We start from the raw sequence: 18,902 nt of genomic DNA, 5'->3' as shown, positions 1-18,902 counted from the left end.
AGCATTCCGTGGCTGCGCTAGGTGCCTGAACGGAAATGCCCCCGGCTCCGCCGGGGGCATTTCCGTTGTTCGATCAGGCGCTATTCGATCGGGAAGTCGAAATACGTGTCGGGATAGGGCTCGTCCTTCAACGTGTAGTGCCACCACTCGTACTCGTACGCGTTGAAGCCGCTCTCCTCCATGATGGCGCGCAGGTGCAGGCGGTTCTTCGCCTCCACCTCCGTGACGCCGTCCGCACCGTGGTGCGAGATCACGTCCATCACGTCGTGGTCGCCGCCCATCGGGGCGAGCTCGCCGGTGTCCAGGTGGTAGATGGTCAGGTCGACCGTGCTGCCCCGGCTGTGGCCCGACTTGGCGGCCACGTACCCGAGTTCGAACATCTGCGGGCGCTCGATCTTCGGGTAGTGCCGTTCCTTCTTGCGGCCGTCCTCCGGCTCCTCCGACCAGCGGATGAAGTTGTCCACGGCGCGCTGCGGCCGGTAGCCGTCCCAGAGCAGCAGGGCGAAGCCGAGCGACGCCGCCTTCTCCTGGGCCCGACCCAGCGCCGCGGCGAGCGCACGGGTGCCGACGATCCGGTTGACCACGTAGCCGTCCACCGGCTTGCCGGTGAAGTTGTCCCAGGTGGCGTACTTGGCGTCCCAGCGGATCCCGGGAACGATCTCGTCGATGAAGACGAAGTCGTCGTTCACTGCGTCTTGCCGGTCAGCGTCAGCGACACGAGGCGGTTGATCACCTCGGACAGCGGCAGGCCGGCGGCGTTCATCATCCGGGGGTAGCGGCTGTACGAGGTGAGGCCGGGCAGCGTGTTGACCTCGTTGAGGACCACCGAGCCGTCCTCCTTCAGGAACAGGTCGACGCGCGCCAGACCCCGGCAGCCCAGGGCACGGTAGATCTTCTTCGCCGTCTCCTGCACCACCGTGCGCGCCTCGGCCGGGATGTCGGCCGGGCAGATGAACGCCGAGTTCTCCGAACCGGTCTCCGGGCTCTCCTCCTGGTGGATCCGGAAGAAGCCGTGGGAGAGCGCCACCCGGTCGCACTCGCCGGCGAACAGGTCCTCGTCGTTGCCGAGAATCGCGCAGCCGATCTCGCTGGCGACGACCATCTCCTCGATGAGCACCTTCGAGTCGTACTCGGCCGCGGTCGCGAGCGCGGCGCTCAGCTCCTCCTTCGAGGAGACCTTGGTGACGCCGAACGACGAACCCGACCGCGCCGGCTTCACGAACACGGGATACGTGAACTGGTCGCCGTCGATGTCCTGGTCCAGGCTGACGATCCAGTAGCCCGGGGTCGCGATGCCCACGCTGTTGACGACCGTGTACGTGAGGGACTTGTCCATGCAGACCGCGGAGCTCTGCACGTCGCAGCCCACGTAGGGGATGCCGGCCAGCTCGAACAGGCCCTGCATCGTGCCGTCCTCGCCCATCTTGCCGTGCAGGACGGGGAAGACCAGGTCCAGGCGGATCGTCTCGAACTTGTCCCCGTCGAGAACGAGCAGGCCGTGCACGCTGCGGTCCGGCGACAGGACGGCCGGACGGCTCTCGGTCTCCCAGCCCTCGACCGGGCCGTCGCACAGGCGCCAGGTGCCGTCCTGCGTGATCCCGACGTAGAACGGCTCGTACTTCTCGGTGTCGAGGCTCTTTGCGACCTCACGCGCGGACTTGACGGAGACGGGATGTTCCTCGCCGGTGCCCCCGAAGAGGATTCCGATCTTCACCTTATCCATACTGTTTCCCGCTCTCGAACTTCAGGCAATTGACGATGGAATTTTCGACGGTGTCGCTGAGGGCGTGGTCCGTGTAAAAGGCGGTGTGCGGACTGATGAGGACGTTGGGCAGCTCCTGCAACAGCATCAGCGGAGAACTCCCCAGGGGCTTGTCCCGGCAGTCGGCGTAGAAGATTCCCTCCTCCCCCTCGACGACGTCCAACGCCGCACCGCCCAACCGGCCGCTTTCCAGTGCCGAAATAAGCGCCTCGGTCTCGATCAGTGAACCGCGCCCGGTGTTGATGACGTACGCGCCCAGCCGCATCTGCTCGATGCGCCGACGATCGAGCAGATGATACGTGGCCGGGGTGAGCGGGGTGTGGAGCGTGACAATGTCGCTGTGTTGCACCAGCTCGTCGAGCGGTACGTAGCGGACATCGGCGTGCGGGCTGGTGTCGTAGGCCAGGATCCGGCAGCCGAAACCGCGGAGCCGGTCGATGACGGCCGTGCCGATGCGCCCCGTGCCGACGACGCCGACGGTCAGGTCGCGCAGCTCTTTCCCACGAACGTCGTTGAGCCGGTAGTCGTGCGCGTCCACCCGGCGGATCATCGCCTTGGCACTGCGCACCGCCATGAGCATCAGCATGAGCGTGTAGTCGGCCACGCTGTCCGGCGAGTACGCGACGTTACCGACGGTGATGCCGATGCTCTCGGCGTACTCCAGATCGATGTGGTTGAAGCCGATGCTGCGCGTGGAGATGTACGTGACGCCGGCACGGCCGAGCGCGTCGAGCGTCGGGTTGGTGATCTGAGTTTTGTGCCCCACGCTGATGCAGCGGTTTCCGGCGGCGAGCGCGACATTCGCCTCGCAAACCGGCGAGTCCGTCATGATCGGCGCAATCGCATAGCGCGGCGCCAATTCCTCGAACAGAACGGCCTCGTCCCGCTCGCACGAATAAACGGTAATTCCCATTAACTGGGTATCGGTGGGCACATCCGAGGAAGACGGCAGCGAACCGATGCGGGCCGCCGACCGTGCTGGTTCGCTGTTTGGCATCCCCGCAGTCTAGGACATGGCTCCCAGGGCGGCACCAGTCCTGTCCGTGCCTTCCGGTCGACCATCGGATGACGCCGGCACACTTCCGGGATTCGATTTTGCCGACAATATGTTACCGACCAATTGCAGCGGGCAAGATTCCTCGCACATCGCCCAACATCCGCACCATCGACCTACAACAGCTCAAGCGGATCAACCTGTATCCGGACGGGGTGCGGTGCCTTGCGGGCGCTTCTGATACCGGCGGCGGTGCGCAGCGTCGCGGACAGGGCCGGGCCGCCCGCCCGGGAGGTGCGCAGCAGCACGCGTTCCTGCCCCTCCTCCTCGGCCTCGACCGGGCCGAGCAGCGCCACATCGGTCTGGTCGACGTGCTCCAGCAGCTCCGCCACGGCCTCCGGCACACCGGTCAGCGACACCATGCGTGCGGCCGGCGGGAAGCCGAGCTCGCGGCGTTCGGCCAGCTCGCGGGCCGCCAGCCAGGCCGCGTCCCAACGCACCAGCGCCTGAACGGCCGCCAGCCCCGCCTCGGCCACCACGACCACCTGACCACCGGCCGCGGCCGGCCGGGCCAGCGCCGCCGCCGCGAACCACCGCCGCACCGTCTCCTCACCGGCCCGCAGATCGGCCCGGGTGAGCAGGGCCCACGTGTCGAGCAGCAGCACCGCGCCGTAGCCGCCCTCGGCGACGGGTTCGGCGCCGGGCGTGCTCACCACGACGGCCGGCTGGCCGGGGACCGACGCGAGCACACCCTCCCGGCCGGAGGTGCGCACCGGCGCGCCGGGGAACGCCCGCCCCAGTTCCTCGGCGGTCCGGCGGGCACCGACGACGGAGGCGCGCATGCGGCGGTCCCCGCAGTACCCGCACCGGTGGTCGGCGGCGCTGCGGCCGCACCAGCGGCAGAACGCCGTGCCCGTGGCACTGGGCAGCGCCAACGGCCCCGAGCAGTGTTCGCACCGGGCGGGGGTCCCGCAGCGGTCGCACGCGACGGCCGGCAGGTACCCCCGACGCGGCACCTGCACCAGCACCGGCGTCCCGGCGGCGAGCGCATCCCGCGCCGCGCGCCAGGCGACGCTGGGCAGCCGGGCGGCCGCGGCGGCCGGGTCGCGCGCCCGCTGGAAGTCGTCGCCGGTGGGCGTGACGGCGGGCGCCCGCTCCCGCACGGTCGAACGCTCCGCCAGCACCTGCCGCGCCCAGCCCGTCTCCACGAGTTGCTGCGCCTCGGCCGTCCGCGCGAACCCGCCCACCAGAACGGCGCACCCGGTCAGCTCCGCGCGGGTCAGCAGCACCTGCCGGGCGTGCGGGTACGGCGCGCGCGGCTCGGCGTGCAGGTCGTCGCCGTCGTCCCAGATCGCCACGAGGCCGAGATCCTCGACCGGCGCCAGTGCGGCCGCCCGGGTACCGGCCACGACGCGCACCCGCCCCCGGCTCGCCGCCAGGAACCTCCGGTACCGCTCGGCCGGCCCCACGGCGGCCGACAGCGCCACGTGCCGCCCCGCACCGAGCATCGCCGTCAGCGCCGCGTCCACCCGGTCCAGGTCACGCTGGTCCGCGACGACGACGAGCGCACCCCGCCCCGCCCCGAACGCCGCCGCCACCGCCCCGGCGATCCGGGCCGGCCAGTCCTCGCCGGGCAGCGCGTTCCACACGGCCCGGGGCGCCTTGCCCGCCGCGATCGCCCGCAGGAACGCCCGCCCCGCGGTGTAGGCGTCCCACCCGGAATCACCCGCGATCTCCTCCTGCGGCTCCGGCCCGGCGACCACATCGCCGGCCGCCCCGGCGCTCCCGTCCCCCGCCGAACCCGCACCGCCCGACCCGCTCGGCACCTTCGCCACGTCGTCGCCCGACCCGACCGGCAGCTCCGTCCCGGCGGCCTTCTCCTCCGTCACGCCCGGCGCGCCGTCGGGACCGGCAGGCAACTCCGTCCCCGCGGGCTTCTCCCCCGGCACACCCGACGCGCCGTCGGGACCGGCAGGCGGCCCCACCCTCGCGGGCTTCCCGCCCGGCGCGCTGTCCGGCCCGGCCGTCAGCCCCGTCCCCGCGGCCTTCTCGACCAGCGCACCCGACGCGCCGGCCGGCACCTCGCGGGCGGCGGAGGGCACCTCGGGGGCGGCGGCCTCGACCTTCGCGTGGCGCGGCGGCACCGCCAGGCGCAACACGTCCGCCAGCGTCCCCGCGTAGCGGTCCGCGACGGCCCGCGCGACCTCGGCGACCCCGGCGGTCAGCACCACCTCCGGCGACACCACCCGGTCGAGAAACGTCAGCCGGCCCTCGTGCTCCGACTCCGCCACGCGCTCCAGCAGGAACCCGCTGACGAGCTGCCCGGCGAAGCGCACCCGCACCCGCACCCCCGGCCGGGCGGCATCGTCCGCCTCCGCGGGCACCAGGTAGTCGAACGGCCGGTCCAGGTGGGCGAGCGGCACGTCCACGCAGACCCGCGCCACCGGTAGCTCGGCAGCGGCCTCCCGCTCCTTCGCCGGCCCACGGGCCTTACCGCCCCGGGCGGCCGCCCCGGAGCCCCGCGAAGCACCCGGCGCGGCTCGTGAACCGGAGCGCGCCGACCCGGGCGCGGAGGGCGCGGCGCGGTCGGTGGACGGCGCGGGGCCGGCCGGCCCGGGGGCGGGCCAGTCAGCATCCAGGGCGATCTGCCCGTCCGCGTCCGTCACCCCACCGTCCTAACACCCACCCCTGACACTCCGCCGCGACACCCCGCCACCCCGCCGGGATCCGTCCCCGACGTGTGTGAGCTCACGGATATCAACTAGCCCGATGATCTCCCTGAGCTCACACACGTCCGCACTGAACTCACACCCGTGTGAGCGCAAGAAGAAAGGGCCGCCCCGAAAGGCAGCCCTTCCCTGAACGACGAAACTACGCTCCCGCGGCCGACTTCAGCTCGGAGACGCGGTCGGTGCGCTCCCAGGTGAAGCCCGGCAGCTCACGCCCGAAGTGCCCGTAAGCCGCCGTCTGCCGGTACACCGGCCGCAGCAGCTCCAGGTCCCGGATGATCGCGGCGGGGCGCAGGTCGAAGACCTCGTTGATCGCCTTCTCGATCCGGTCCACCGGCACGACCTCGGTGCCGAACGTCTCGACGAAGAGGCTGACCGGCTTCGCCTTGCCGATCGCGTACGCGACCTGCACCTCGCAGCGCTCGGCGAGCCCGGCCGCGACGACGTTCTTGGCGACCCAGCGCATGGCGTAGGCGGCCGAACGGTCCACCTTCGACGGGTCCTTGCCGGAGAAGGCGCCGCCGCCGTGGCGGGCGTAGCCGCCGTAGGTGTCGACGATGATCTTGCGCCCGGTGAGGCCGGCGTCGCCCATCGGGCCGCCGATCTCGAAGCGGCCGGTCGGGTTGACCAGCAGCCGGTAGCCCTCGGTGTCGAGGCCGAGGCCCTCCAGCTCGGGGGCGATCACGTGCTCCTGGACGTCCGGCGTGAGCAGCGACTCCAGCGAGATGTCGGGGGCGTGCTGCGACGACACCACGACGGTGTTGAGCCGCACCGGCTTGAAGCCCTCGTACTCGACCGTGACCTGGGTCTTGCCGTCCGGACGCAGGTAGGGAACCGTGCCGTCCTTGCGCACGGCGGTGAGCCGGCGGGCGAGCCGGTGCGCGAGCGCGATCGGCAGCGGCATCAGCTCGGGGGTCTCGGTGCAGGCAAAGCCGAACATCATGCCCTGGTCGCCCGCGCCCTGCGCGTCGATCGGGTCGGCGGCCTCGCCGGTGCGCTGCTCCAGCGCCTTGTCCACGCCCTGGGCGATGTCCGGCGACTGGGCGCCGATCGAGACGCTCACGCCGCAGGAACCGCCGTCGAAGCCCTTCTTCGAGGAGTCGTAGCCGATCCCCAGGATGGTCTCCCGCACGATCGCCGCGATGTCGGCGTAGGCGCTGGTGGTCACCTCGCCGGCGACGTGCACCTGACCGGTCGTGATCAGCGTCTCGACCGCGACCCGGCTCGTGGGGTCGGCACCGATCAGAGCATCCAGGATCCCGTCGCTGATCTGGTCAGCGATCTTGTCCGGGTGCCCCTCGGTCACCGATTCGGAGGTAAAAAGACGCCGTGCCACGATGCTCCCTCAGGTACATGCCTCCGGGGGTATTCCTACCGTCCGGATCGGATTTAGGGCCGAGTCTACGACCGGCCTCCTGACAGTGGGACCGGGGTGCGGGGTCCGGCCAGAACCCCGTCCGTCAGTCCGTATCGGGTGGCAGCTTATCCGCCACCAGGTCGAGAACCGCATCAGCCAGCCGGTCCTTCGACGTCATGTCGATGGTCGTCGCGGAACCGTCCGCATCGAGGACGACAGCCGCGTTGGTGTCGGTCCCGAAACCGATGGCCTCGCCGACCGCGTTGAGAACTATCAGGTCCGCCCGCTTGCGGACCAGCTTGTCCCGCGCATTGGCCAACGCCTCGGGCCCCCCAGCGGTTTCGGCCGCGAACGCCACGAGTATCTGCCCCGCCGCCTTACGTTCACCCAGCTCGGCGGCGATGTCCGGGTTGGTGGTGAGCGTCAGCACCGGCGCGTCACCCCCGGGCGACTTCTTGATTTTCTGGTCCGCGTACACGGCCGGCCGGAAGTCCGCGGGTGCGGCGGCCATCACCACCACGTCGGCGTCCTTGGCGGCCGCCACCGTCGCGGCGCGCAGCTCCTCCGTCGTCCCGACCCGCACCAGATCCACGCCGGCCGGGTCCGGCAACGTCACGTTGGCCGCGACGAGCGTCACACGGGCGCCCCGCGCGACGGCGGCGCGGGCGAACGCGTACCCCTGCTTGCCGGAGGACCGGTTGCCGATGAAGCGCACCGGGTCGATGGGCTCCCGGGTGCCGCCGGCCGTCACGACGATCCGCCGCCCGCGCAGGTCCGGGGCGAGCGCCCCGCGCCGGAGCAGGGCGAGCGCGGCCTCGAAGATCTCCGGGGGCTCGGGCAGCCGGCCCTTGCCGGTGTCCGCGCCGGTGAGCCGGCCGACGGCCGGTTCGAGCACGACGGCGCCGCGCTCCCGCAGCAGCGCGACGTTGGCCCGCGTGGCGGGGTGCTCCCACATCTCGGTGTGCATCGCCGGGGCGAACAGCGTCGGGCAGCGCGCCGTCAACAGCGTGTTGGTCAGCAGGTCGTCGGCGAGCCCGTGCGCGGCCTTGGCGAGCAGGTCGGCGGTCGCCGGGGCCACCACCACGAGGTCGGCCTGCCGTCCGACGCGCACGTGCGGCACCTCGTGAACGTCCGACCAGACGTCGGTGTGCACCGGCTGCCCGGACAGCGCGGCCCAGGTCGGCGCGCCGACGAAGCGCAGCGCGGCATCGGTCGGCAGCACCCGCACGGAGTGCCCCGACTCGGTGAACAGGCGCAGCAGCTCGCAGGCCTTGTACGCGGCGATGCCCCCGCCGACGCCGAGGACGACGGAGGGGGCGCGCGTCACGGGTGCCTAGGCCGTCTCGGTGGGCTCAGCGGTGAGGAGACCGGCGTTGATCTCGCGCATGGCGATCGACAGCGGCTTCTCCTGCGGAGTGGTCTCCACGAGCGGGCCCACGTACTCCAGCAGGCCCTCGCCGAGCTGGCTGTAGTAGGCGTTGATCTGGCGGGCTCGCTTGGCCGCGAAGATCACCAGGGCGTACTTCGAGGAGCTCTTCTCCAGCAGCTCGTCGATCGGCGGGTTGGTGATGCCTTCGGGGTTGGCGACAGTTCCAGACACGGAAGCAGAACCTCTTAAGGTAGAAAGCTTGATGCAGGGTCCCGCTAGTGCAGGGGACCTGCGGGTAACCGAGAACCGAACAAGCCTACCAGCTCGTCAGCTGCACGTTCCTTCGAATCGTTGACAATCGTGACGTCGAACTCGGCCTCCGAGGCCATCTCGTCACGGGCGGCCGCGAGGCGTCGGGCGATCGTCTGCGCGTCCTCGGTCCCCCGGCCGGCGAGGCGGCGCGCCAGTTCCTCGAAGCTGGGCGGGGCCAGGAAGACCAGCAGCGCGTCCGGCATGGCCTTGCGCACCTGCCGGGCGCCCTGAATGTCGATCTTCAGCAGGGGGGCCTCGCCGAGCCGGATGTGGCGCTCGACGGGCTCGCGGGGCGTGCCGTAGAGGTTGCCCGCGAAGTCGGCCCACTCCAACAGCTGGTCCTGCTCGATCAGTCGCTGGAACTCGGTCCGGTCGACGAAGTGGTAGTGCTGTCCGTCGACCTCGTAGTGGCGGCGGGGCCGGGTCGTGACCGACACCGACAGCCACAAGGTCCAAGGCGAGCGCGCCCGAATCAGCTCGATCACGCTGTCCTTGCCGACCCCGGAAGGGCCGGACAGGACAGTGAGCCGTGCTGCCGGGCGCGCATCGTCATGACTTGTCACGGGTTGTTTCTACCTTGCCCTCAACTGCTGCTGGTAGCGAACTCCCCAAGCAGGGCCTTACGCTGCTGCTCGCCCAGCCCCCGAAGACGGCGACTGTCGGCGATCTTGAGCTTTTCCATGATCTGCTGGGCCCGGATCTTGCCGATGCCGGGCATCGCCTGCAGCACGGCCGACACCTTGAGCTTGCCGACGACGTCGTCGTCCTCGGCACGGTCGAGTACCGCAGCAAGCGAGGTTTTGCCCGACTTGAGCTGATCCTTCAGCTCCGCGCGCGCTTTGCGTACTTCTGCAGCCTTTTCCAGGGCGGCAGCGCGCTGTTCCGGGCTCAGTGGCGGAAGCGGCACCAGGTCTCCTCAGGTCCCTCGTGATGTAGCTGATGGTGGATACGGGTTCGACGCAGATATTGCCATTGTGCTGGTGTGGCCGGTGATGCGGGTGCGCCGTATGTAACCCGGTGTGACAGATGGAGCGGGTGTTACTGGCGCGGGGAAAACTAGCCGTCGGGGAGGTTTTCGGCAACGTCGCCGCGCCCATGATCTTCGAACAAGTCGATCACAACAGCCGCCGCACGTCGTCCAGCGTGCGGGTGACGGCCGCGCGGAGATCCTCCACGCGGGGCCCCCGACCGAGGATCTCGCGGGAGTACGACGGCAGCACGAGACGCGTCGCGTCGCCGAAAACGTCGACCAGATCGTCGACCTTTCCGCCCTGCGCGCCGAGCCCCGGAGCGAGTAACGGACCGTTCACTGTGGACAGTTCCAGAGCGGAACGGCCCACCGTGGCACCGATCACGGCACCGATGTCCCCCATTGGCGCCACACCCTCATTGACCTGCGCAATTGCGTTGATCATGGCCTGCGCGACGGTCGTTTTGTCCGGTCCTACGGCCCGCTGGACCTGGGCTCCCTCGGGATTCGAGGTGAGCGCGAGAACGAAGACTCCGGCGCCCGAATCGAGCGCGCGGTCGATCATCGGCCGCAACGATCCGAATCCGAGATATGGACTCGCCGTAATGGCGTCCGAGGCCAGCGGGGAGGTCGGATCGAGGTAGGCGTCGGCGTACGCGGCGGCCGTCGAGCCGATATCGCCCCGCTTGACGTCCAAAAGCACAAGTGTCCCGGCGTCGCGTAACTGTCGGATAGTTGACTCTAGAACGGACACTCCCGCGGCGCCGTGACGCTCGAAAAACGCCGATTGCGGCTTGACCACGGCGACCCTGCCGGCCATCGATGAGACGCAGGTCTCACAGAACTTCCGCAGCCCCGCCGCATCGTCCGAGAGCCCCCACGCGGTGAGCAACTGGGGGTGCGGGTCGATCCCGACGCACAACGGTCCGAGATTTTCCATAGCGCTGCGCAGCCGCGCGCCGAAGCGTTCCATCGCCTACTCCTCCCGGGCGGAGAGCGCCCGAACGGTCCGCCGCACCACGGACGGACCCCCGTACACGAAGCCGGTGTAGAGCTGGACGAGAGCGGCTCCGGCGTCGACCATCCGGAGCGCCGCCTCCGGTCCGTCGATGCCGCCCACCCCGATCACCGGAAGTTCTCCCTGCGTAGTGAGAAATTTCACTACTTCGACTGAACGCGAGTGAAGCGGCAGGCCGGAGAGCCCACCCGCCTCCCGTTCGGCCGTCTCACGGTCACTCTGCGCTACCCCGCTCCGGGCGACGGTCGTGTTCGTCGCGATGAACCCGTCGATCCCGCGATCCGCCGCGACCTGGCAGACCTCGCCGAGCGCCGCCTCGGTCAGATCCGGCGCCACCTTCACGAGGATCGGCCGGTCCGTCTCGGCCCGCAGCGCCGCCAGCAGCTCGTCGAGCGCCGCGCGGTCCTGGAGGGCCCGCAGGCCCGGGGTGTTCGGCGAACTGACGTTGACGGCCACGTAGGCGGCGTACGGCGCCAGCAGGCGCAACGAGTGGACGTAGTCCGCCACGGCCTCCTCCAGCGGGGTCACCTTGCTCTTGCCGAGGCTGATCCCCAACGGCACCGGCAGCGGCCCCAGGCGCGCCAGACGGGCGGCCAGGGCGGCGGCCCCGGCGTTGTTGAAGCCCATCCGGTTGATCACCGCCGCGGACTCCCTCAGCCGGAACATCCGCGGCCGCTCGTTCCCCGGCTGGGGGTGCCGGGTCACGGTGCCCACCTCGACGAACCCGAACCCGAGCGCCGGCCACGCGCGCAGGGCGTGCCCGTCCTTGTCCATGCCGGCCGCCAGCCCCACCGGGTTGGGGAAGCGGACCCCGAAGACCTCCCGGGGTCCGCACTCGAGGGCCCTACCGCGCAGCAGGCGCAGGGACCTGAGCGCGAGAAGGTGCGCGGACTCCGCGTCGCGGCGGAAGAGCAAGGGGCGCGCGACGCCGGTGTACCAGTCCACTACTCCTCCCGCGCGGGCGCGTTGCCGGCGCCTGATCCGCCGTCCCCGCGCGCGCTCGGCGGACGCATGGCGGCGTGGAGTTCCTGAAGGGGACGCACGGCCATCTCGCCGCGCAGCAGCGCCTCGATGCCCATCACCGCGGCCGCCGCACCCGGCAGGGTGGTGATGCACGGGATGTCGGCCACGACGGCCGCGCTGCGGATCTCGTAGCCGTCCTGGCGCGCGGCCGGACCCTGCGGCGTGTTGATCACCAGGTCGATCTCGCCCGCCGCGATCAGCGCCACGGCGTGCGGCCCCTCGCCGGCCTCGAAGTGCTTCGGCACGATGTCGCACTCCACCCCGTAGCGGCGGAACACCTCGCCCGTTCCGGCGGTGGCCACGATCGTGAACCCGAGGTCGGCCAGCCGCTTCACCGGGAAGATCATGCCGCGCTTGTCCCGGTTGGCGACCGTGACCAGCACCTTCCCCTTCGTGGGCAGGGACCCGTAGGCGGCCGCCTGGGACTTGGCGAACGCGTGCCCGAAGGCCGGGTCGATGCCCATCACCTCGCCGGTCGACTTCATCTCCGGCCCCAGCAGGCTGTCCACGCCCTGCCCGTCGGTGGTGCGGAACCGCTTGAACGGCAGCACCGCCTCCTTCACCGCGATCGGCGCACCCGCGGCGGCCTCCCCGCCGTCGCCCGTGGGCGGCAGCAGCCCCTCGGCGCGCAGGTCGGCGATGGTCGCGCCGAGCGCGATCCGGGCCGCCGCCTTCGCCAGGGGCACCGCCGTCGCCTTCGACACGAACGGCACCGTGCGCGACGCGCGCGGGTTCGCCTCCAGGACGTACAGCGCGTCGTCCTTGAGCGCGTACTGGACGTTCAGGAGGCCGCGCACGCCGATCCCGCGGGCGAGCGCGGTCGTGTAGCGGCGCACCTCCGCCAGATGCGTCGCGGAGAGCGTGATCGGCGGGAGGACGCACGCCGAGTCGCCGGAGTGCACGCCGGCCTCCTCGATGTGTTCCATCACGCCGCCGAGGTACACCTCACCGGCGCTGTCGGCGAGCGCGTCCACGTCGATCTCGATCGCGTCGTCGAGGAACCGGTCGACCAGCACCGGATGTTCGGGCGAGATGTCGGTGGCGCGGGCGATGTACTCGCGCAGGATCCGTTCGTCGTACACGATCTCCATGCCCCGCCCGCCGAGCACGTACGAGGGGCGCACCAGCACCGGGTAGCCGATCTCGTCCGCGATCTTCTTCGCCTCGGGGAAGCTCGTGGCCGTTCCATGGGCAGGGGCTCGTAGACCGGCCTCGGTCAGGAGCTTGCCGAAGACGCCGCGGTCCTCGGCGCTGTGGATCGACTCGGGCGAGGTGCCGACGACCGGGAGGCCGGCGGCCGCCAGCTTGCGGGCCAGGCCGAGCGGGGTCTGGCCGCCCAGCTGGACGATCACGCCCACCACGCCCGGGCCGCCGGCCGCGCGGCCGGACTCGTCCTCGGCCCGGAACACCTCGTAGACGTCCTCGAACGTCAGCGGCTCGAAGTACAGCCGGTCGGCGGTGTCGTAGTCGGTGGAGACCGTCTCCGGGTTGCAGTTGACCATGACGGTCTCGTAGCCCGCCTCGCGCAGCGCCATGACGGCGTGCACGCACGAGTAGTCGAACTCGATGCCCTGGCCGATCCGGTTCGGGCCGGAGCCCAGGATGATCACCTTGGGCCGGTCCGAGGGCGCGACCTCGGTCTCCTCGTCGTAGGAGGAGTAGTGGTACGGCGTGCGGGCCGCGAACTCCGCCGCGCACGTGTCCACCGTCTTGTACACCGGGTGCAGGCCGAGCCGGTGCCGCAGGGTGCGCACGCCGTCCTCGCCGGCCAGTTCCGGGCGCAGCGCGGCGAGCTGCCGGTCGGACAGGCCGGCCCGCTTCGCCTTGCGCAGCAGCGGCAGGTCCAGCACGGCCGCGTCCAGGATCTCCTGGCGCAGGGCCACCAGGCCGGCGATCTCCTCGACGAACCAGGGATCCATCCCGGAGGCCGCGCAGACCTCCGCCACGGACGCGCCGCCGCGCAGCGCCGCCTCCAGGGTGTAGAGGCGCCCGTCGTGCGGGACCCGGAGGCCGTCGAGGTCACCCTTGTGGGGCACGGTCCAGAAGCCCGACGCCTTCGTCTCCATCGAACGCATCGCCTTGCCCAGCGCCTCGGTGAAGTTGCGCCCCAGCGCCATGGCCTCGCCGACGGACTTCATCGTCGTGGTCAGTTCGGTGTCGGCCGCCGGGAACTTCTCGAACGCGAAGCGCGGGATCTTCACCACCACGTAGTCGAGCGTCGGCTCGAACGCGGCCGGCGTGGAGCCGGTGATGTCGTTCGGGATCTCGTCGAGCGTGTAGCCGATGGCCAGCTTGGCGGCGATCTTCGCGATCGGGAAGCCGGTCGCCTTCGAGGCCAGCGCGGAAGAGCGGGAGACGCGCGGGTTCATCTCGATGACCACGAGCCGGCCGTCCACCGGGTTGACCGCGAACTGGATGTTGCAGCCGCCGGTGTCCACGCCGACCTCGCGCAGCACGGCGATACCCAGGTCGCGCAGCCGCTGGTACTCCCGGTCGGTGAGCGTCATCGCCGGGGCCACCGTCACGGAGTCGCCGGTGTGCACGCCCATCGCGTCGACGTTCTCGATGGAACAGACCACGACCACGTTGTCCTTGCGGTCGCGCATCAGCTCCAGCTCGTACTCCTTCCAGCCCAGCACGCTCTCCTCGATGAGAACCTCGTGCACGGGGCTGGCGGCGAGCCCGGCGCCGGCGATGCGGGCCAGGTCGTCGTTGGTGTGCGCCATGCCGGAGCCGAGCCCGCCCATGGTGAACGAGGGCCGGATCACCACCGGGAGGCCGAGTTCGCGGACGGTCTCGTGCACCTCCTCCATGGAGTGGCACACCCGGGAGCGGGGCACGTCGCCGCCGGCCCGGACCACGATCTCCTTGAACAGCTGCCGGTCCTCGCCGCGCCGGATGGCGTCGATGTCGGCGCCGATCAGTTCGACGCCGTACTTGTCGAGCACACCCGACTCGTGCAGCGCGACGGCGGTGTTGAGCGCCGTCTGGCCGCCGAGCGTGGCGAGAATCGCGTCGGGGCGTTCCTTGGCGATGACCAGCTCCACGAACTCCGGCGTGATCGGCTCCACGTAGGTCGCGTCGGCGAACTCGGGGTCCGTCATGATCGTCGCCGGGTTGGAGTTCACCAGGGAGACCCGGATGCCCTCGGCGCGCAGCACGCGGCACGCCTGCGTACCCGAGTAGTCGAACTCGCACGCCTGGCCGATGACGATCGGGCCGGAGCCGATGACGAGCACGTGCTTGATGTCGGTCCTTTTAGGCATTGATGAGCTCCACGAACCGGTTGAACAGGTAATCGGCGTCGTGCGGCCCGGCGGCCGCCTCGGGGTGGTACTGCACGGAGAAGGCGCGGGCGTCGAGGCACCGCAGCCCCTCCACCACGTTGTCGTTGAGGCAGACGTGCGCGACCTCGACACCGCCGAAAGGAGTGTCGGCGACCCGGTCGATCGGCGCGTCGACGGCGAAGCCGTGGTTGTGCGCCGTCACCTCGACCTTGCCCGTGGTGCGGTCCATCACCGGCTGGTTGATCCCCCGGTGGCCGTACTTCAGCTTGTAGGTGCCGAAGCCGAGCGCCCGGCCCAGGATCTGGTTGCCGAAGCAGATGCCGAAGACCGGCACGCCGCGGCGCAGCAGTTCGGCGGTCACCTCGACCTGGTGGTCGGCGGTGGCCGGATCGCCCGGCCCGTTGGACAGGAACACCGCGTCGGCGCCGACCGCCAGCACATCGTCCACAGTGGACGACGCCGGGATCACGTGCGTGGTGACGCCGCGGGCGGCCAGGCGGCGCGGGGTGTTGCGCTTGATGCCGAGGTCCAGCGCCGCGACGGTGAACCGGTGCTCCCCCTCGGCCTCGTGCACATAGGCCGAATCGGTCGACACCTCGTCCACCAGGTTGGCGCCGGCCATCGACGGCTGCGTGCGGACCCGTTCCAACAGGGAAGCGGGATCGGTGTCCACAGAGGACACCCCGACGCGCATGGCGCCGCGCTCACGCAGATGGCGCGTCAGCGCCCGCGTGTCCACCCCCGAGATCCCGACGATGCCCTCGGCCGCGAGCCGGTCGGACAGCGCGCCGGTCGAGCGCCAGTTGGACGGGGCGCGCGCGGGATCGCGCACAACATAACCGGAGACCCAGATCCGCGACGACTCGTCGTCCTCGCCGTTCACCCCGGTGTTGCCGATGTGCGGCGCGGTCATCACCACCACCTGCCGGTGGTACGACGGGTCGGTCAGCGTCTCCTGATAACCGGTCATGCCGGTGTTGAAGACCGCCTCCCCGAACGTCTCCCCGACCGCCCCGTAGGCCTCGCCCCGGAAGGCCCGGCCGTCTTCGAGCACCAAAATAGCGGAGGTCACTTGACCACCTTCCCGTCGAGAACAGTTGCTTCCCCACGCAGGAAGGTCGCGACGATGCGACCGGGCAGGGTCATGCCGGCGTACGGCGTGTTGCGGCTGCGGCTCGCCAGCGAGCCGGGGTCGACCTGCCGGCGGGCGGCCGGGTCGACCAGCGTCAGGTTGGCCGGCACACCCGGGGCGGGGTCACGGCCGTGGTCGGTGAGCCCGGCGATGCGGGCCGGCGTGCGGGACATCCGCTCGGCGATGCCGTCCCAGCCGAGCCGGTCCAGCGCCACGTCCTGCACGATCGACAGGGCCGTCTCCAGGCCGAGCATGCCCGGCCGGGCGTAGGCCCACTCGCACTCCTTGTCCTCCGTGGTGTGCGGCGCGTGGTCGGTGGCGACGATGTCCACGATCCCCTCGACGAGCGCCTCCCGCAGCGCCTCGACGTCCTCGGCGGTGCGCAGCGGCGGGTTCACCTTGAAGACCGGGTCGAAGGACTCCGCGCGGGTGTCGGTGAGCAGCAGGTGGTGCGGCGTCACCTCGGCGGTGATCCGCACGCCGCGCGCCTTGGCCCAGCGGATGATGTCGACACTGCCCCTGGTCGAGACGTGGCAGATGTGCAGCCGGGCGCCGACGTGGCCGGCCAGCAGGGCGTCCCGCGCGATGATCGACTCCTCGGCGACCGCCGGCCACCCGGTCAGCCCGAGCCGGGCCGAAACAACGCCTTCGTGCATCTGGGCGCCGACGGTCAGTCGCGGTTCCTCGGCGTGTTGGGCGATCACTCCGTCGAACGCCTTCACGTACTCCAACGCGCGCCGCATGAGCCGCGGGTCGAAGACGCAGTGGCCGTCGTCGGAGAAGACCCGCACACTGGCCGCGGAGTCCGCCATGGCGCCCAGCTCGGCGAGGCGTTCGCCGCCCAGGCCCACCGTCACGGCGCCGATCGGCTGCACGTCGACCAGCCCCGCCTCGCGGCCGAGCCGCCAGACCTGTTCGACCACGCCGGCCGTGTCGGCGACCGGGTCGGTGTTGGCCATCGCGCACACCGCCGTGTACCCGCCCAGGGCGGCCGCGCGGGAGCCGGTCAGCACGGTCTCGGCGTCCTCGCGGCCCGGTTCGCGCAGGTGGGTGTGCAGGTCCACGAGACCCGGCAGGGCGACCAGGCCGTCCGCGTCGACGCTCTCGGCGCCCGGGGCGTCCGCGTCGGCACCGACGGCCGCCACGACGCCGTCGCGCACCAGCAGGTCGGTCGGGTCACCGCCCAGGATCCGTGCGCCTCTGATCCGGAACGTCGTCATGCTGTCTCCTGTTCGCGACGGCGGTGCTCGCAAGCTGCGCCCTTGCTGCTCACTTGAAGCCACCCAGCAGGTGGTAAAGAACGGACATGCGCACCGCGACCCCGTTGGCGACCTGCTCCACGATGGTGGAACGCGGCGAGTCGGCCACCTCGGGGGTGATCTCCATGCCCCGGATCATCGGACCGGGGTGCATGACGATGGCGTGCTCCGGCAGGCGGCTCACGCGCACCGGGTCCAACCCGTAGCGGCGCGAGTACTCGCGGGCGGAGGGGAAGTAGGCCTCACCCATCCGTTCCCGCTGCACCCGCAGCATCATCACGGCGTCGACCGACGGGAGAACCGCGTCGAAGTCGTAGCTGACGTCGGCGTTCCACTCGGACACCCCGACCGGCACCAGCGTCGGCGGGGCGACCAGGGTGACCTTGGCGCCGAGCGTGTGCAGCAGCAGCACGTTGGAACGGGCGACCCGGCTGTGCAGCACGTCGCCGACGATCGCCACGTGCCGTCCGGCGATCCCGCCGAGCCGCGAACGCAGCGTGTAGGCGTCCAGCAGCGCCTGGGTGGGGTGCTCGTGGGTGCCGTCGCCGGCGTTGATCACCCGGCCGTCGACCCAGGTGGCGAGGCGGTGCGGCGCGCCCGAGGCCTGGTGCCGCACGACCACCGCGTCGGCGCCCATGGCCTGCAGGGTGAGCGCGGTGTCCTTCAGGCTCTCGCCCTTGGAGACGCTCGACCCCTTGGCCGAAAAATTGATCACATCGGCGGACAGGCGCTTGGCGGCCGCCTCGAACGAGATCCGGGTCCGCGTCGAGTCCTCGTAGAAGAGGTTCACGACGGTACGCCCGCGCAGGGTCGGCAGCTTCTTGATGTCCCGGTCGGCCATCGCCGCCATCTCGACGGCGGTGTCCAGGATCAGCGTGGCGGAGTCGGCGTCCAGGTCGGCCGCCGACAGCAGGTCGTGGATCATGCCGTTTCCTCCTGGAGAACGACGGCGTCGCGGCCGTCGGTCTCGGTCAGCAGCACCTTCACCGACTCGGTGAGCGCGGTGGGGATGTTCTTGCCGACGTAGTCCGCGCGGATCGGCAGTTCCCGGTGGCCACGGTCGACGAGAACGGCGAGCTGCACGGCACGCGGCCGACCGATGTCCTTCAACGCGTCGAGCGCGGCGCGGACCGTCCGGCCGGAGAAGAGCACGTCGTCGACGAGAACCACGCGTCGCCCGTCGATGCCCTCCGGCGGTACCTCCGTGTGACCGACCGAGCGTGCACCGCGTAAGCGAAGATCGTCCCGGTACAGAGTGATGTCGAGCACACCGAGCGGTACATCGACGGACTCGAACGTCGAGATCCGTTCCACCAGGCGTCGGGCCAACGGCACACCGCGGGTGGCGATCCCGACCAGAACGACGTCACGGGCGCCGGAGGTCTTTTCGAGGATCTGATGGGCGATCCGGTCTATGATTCGACCGATATCGCCCGTTTCGAGAATCGTCTTACCCTGCGTGGATGGCGAAGCGGCCGACGCAGACGACGCTGGGTAGCCCAATGGAAGGGCCCTCCTTCCCCGCCTCACGGGACGGGTCGTTAAAGGATGCCGAACGCCCGACAGCCTACCGTCGGGCCTGCCGCTCAGCCCATTGACAGGCCCGTTGAGCGGATCTGTTTCGTCACACCCCTTGACCGCTGGTGCCAACCCGGTTACGGTCACGCTCCGTAGCGATCGCGGGGAACCA

16 protein-coding genes are annotated in these 18,902 nt (G+C 70.7%); all 16 read right to left on the bottom strand.

The features are described 5' to 3' along the window. Nucleotides 1–80 precede the first annotated feature (80 nt). The gene (gene vanX / locus Val02_RS23440; protein WP_203901315.1) at nt 81–689 is read right to left on the bottom strand and encodes a D-Ala-D-Ala dipeptidase VanX; all 609 of its coding nucleotides are present in this window, start codon (nt 687–689) and stop codon (nt 81–83) included. Continuing rightward, nucleotides 686–1,723 (bottom strand): D-alanine--(R)-lactate ligase, encoded by a 1,038-nt coding sequence (gene vanA, locus Val02_RS23435; protein ID WP_203901314.1) that lies wholly within the window; start codon nt 1,721–1,723, stop codon nt 686–688. Before vanA ends, vanX begins: the two co-directional genes overlap by 4 nt. Further along, nucleotides 1,716–2,675, bottom strand: a complete 960-nt coding sequence (locus Val02_RS23430; protein WP_203901333.1) for a D-isomer specific 2-hydroxyacid dehydrogenase family protein — start codon at nt 2,673–2,675, stop codon at nt 1,716–1,718. The genes vanA and Val02_RS23430 overlap by 8 nt, the downstream gene beginning before the upstream one ends. 257 nt (nt 2,676–2,932) lie before the next feature. Beyond that, nucleotides 2,933–5,185 carry a primosomal protein N' gene (locus Val02_RS23425; protein ID WP_203901332.1) on the bottom strand — a complete coding sequence of 751 codons (2,253 nt, stop codon included), beginning with the start codon at nt 5,183–5,185 and terminating at the stop codon, nt 2,933–2,935. A gap of 442 nt (nt 5,186–5,627) precedes the next feature. Next, nucleotides 5,628–6,821, bottom strand: coding sequence for a methionine adenosyltransferase (metK, locus tag Val02_RS23420; RefSeq protein WP_203901313.1), 1,194 nt, complete (start codon nt 6,819–6,821; stop codon nt 5,628–5,630). A gap of 124 nt (nt 6,822–6,945) precedes the next feature. Further along, nucleotides 6,946–8,169, bottom strand: a complete 1,224-nt coding sequence (coaBC, locus tag Val02_RS23415; protein WP_203901312.1) for a bifunctional phosphopantothenoylcysteine decarboxylase/phosphopantothenate--cysteine ligase CoaBC — start codon at nt 8,167–8,169, stop codon at nt 6,946–6,948. Nucleotides 8,170–8,175: 6 nt separating this feature from the next. After that, nucleotides 8,176–8,442, bottom strand: coding sequence for a DNA-directed RNA polymerase subunit omega (gene rpoZ, locus Val02_RS23410; protein WP_203901311.1), 267 nt, complete (start codon nt 8,440–8,442; stop codon nt 8,176–8,178). A 44-nt stretch (nt 8,443–8,486) separates the two neighbouring features. After that, nucleotides 8,487–9,086, bottom strand: coding sequence for a guanylate kinase (gene gmk, locus Val02_RS23405; RefSeq protein WP_203901310.1), 600 nt, complete (start codon nt 9,084–9,086; stop codon nt 8,487–8,489). Nucleotides 9,087–9,106: 20 nt separating this feature from the next. Beyond that, a complete protein-coding gene (mihF, locus tag Val02_RS23400; RefSeq protein ID WP_203901309.1) occupies nt 9,107–9,430 on the bottom strand; it encodes an integration host factor, actinobacterial type in 324 nt (107 codons plus the stop codon). A gap of 208 nt (nt 9,431–9,638) precedes the next feature. Then, entirely contained in the window at nt 9,639–10,466 is an 828-nt protein-coding gene (gene pyrF, locus Val02_RS23395; RefSeq protein WP_203901308.1) for an orotidine-5'-phosphate decarboxylase, read from the bottom strand. Nucleotides 10,467–10,469: 3 nt separating this feature from the next. Further along, nucleotides 10,470–11,456 (bottom strand): quinone-dependent dihydroorotate dehydrogenase, encoded by a 987-nt coding sequence (locus tag Val02_RS23390; RefSeq protein WP_203901307.1) that lies wholly within the window; start codon nt 11,454–11,456, stop codon nt 10,470–10,472. Beyond that, nucleotides 11,456–14,800 (bottom strand): carbamoyl-phosphate synthase large subunit, encoded by a 3,345-nt coding sequence (gene carB / locus Val02_RS23385; protein ID WP_203901306.1) that lies wholly within the window; start codon nt 14,798–14,800, stop codon nt 11,456–11,458. The genes Val02_RS23390 and carB overlap by 1 nt, the downstream gene beginning before the upstream one ends. Then, complete coding sequence (carA, locus tag Val02_RS23380; RefSeq protein WP_203901305.1) at nt 14,793–15,893, bottom strand: glutamine-hydrolyzing carbamoyl-phosphate synthase small subunit; 1,101 nt, start codon at nt 15,891–15,893, stop codon at nt 14,793–14,795. The genes carB and carA overlap by 8 nt, the downstream gene beginning before the upstream one ends. Next, on the bottom strand, nt 15,890–17,173 hold the full coding sequence (locus Val02_RS23375; protein ID WP_203901304.1) for a dihydroorotase: 1,284 nt from the start codon (nt 17,171–17,173) through the stop codon (nt 15,890–15,892). Before Val02_RS23375 ends, carA begins: the two co-directional genes overlap by 4 nt. Before the next feature lie 49 nt (nt 17,174–17,222). After that, a complete protein-coding gene (locus Val02_RS23370) occupies nt 17,223–18,137 on the bottom strand; it encodes an aspartate carbamoyltransferase catalytic subunit (protein WP_203901303.1) in 915 nt (304 codons plus the stop codon). Then, a complete protein-coding gene (gene pyrR / locus Val02_RS23365) occupies nt 18,134–18,658 on the bottom strand; it encodes a bifunctional pyr operon transcriptional regulator/uracil phosphoribosyltransferase PyrR (protein ID WP_373317946.1) in 525 nt (174 codons plus the stop codon). The genes Val02_RS23370 and pyrR overlap by 4 nt, the downstream gene beginning before the upstream one ends. Nucleotides 18,659–18,902 lie beyond the last annotated feature (244 nt).

Origin of the sequence: Virgisporangium aliadipatigenens (assembly GCF_016863615.1) — a bacterium.
GTDB lineage: Bacteria > Actinomycetota > Actinomycetes > Mycobacteriales > Micromonosporaceae > Virgisporangium > Virgisporangium aliadipatigenens.
This window is presented reverse-complemented; position numbering and strand designations above follow the sequence as displayed.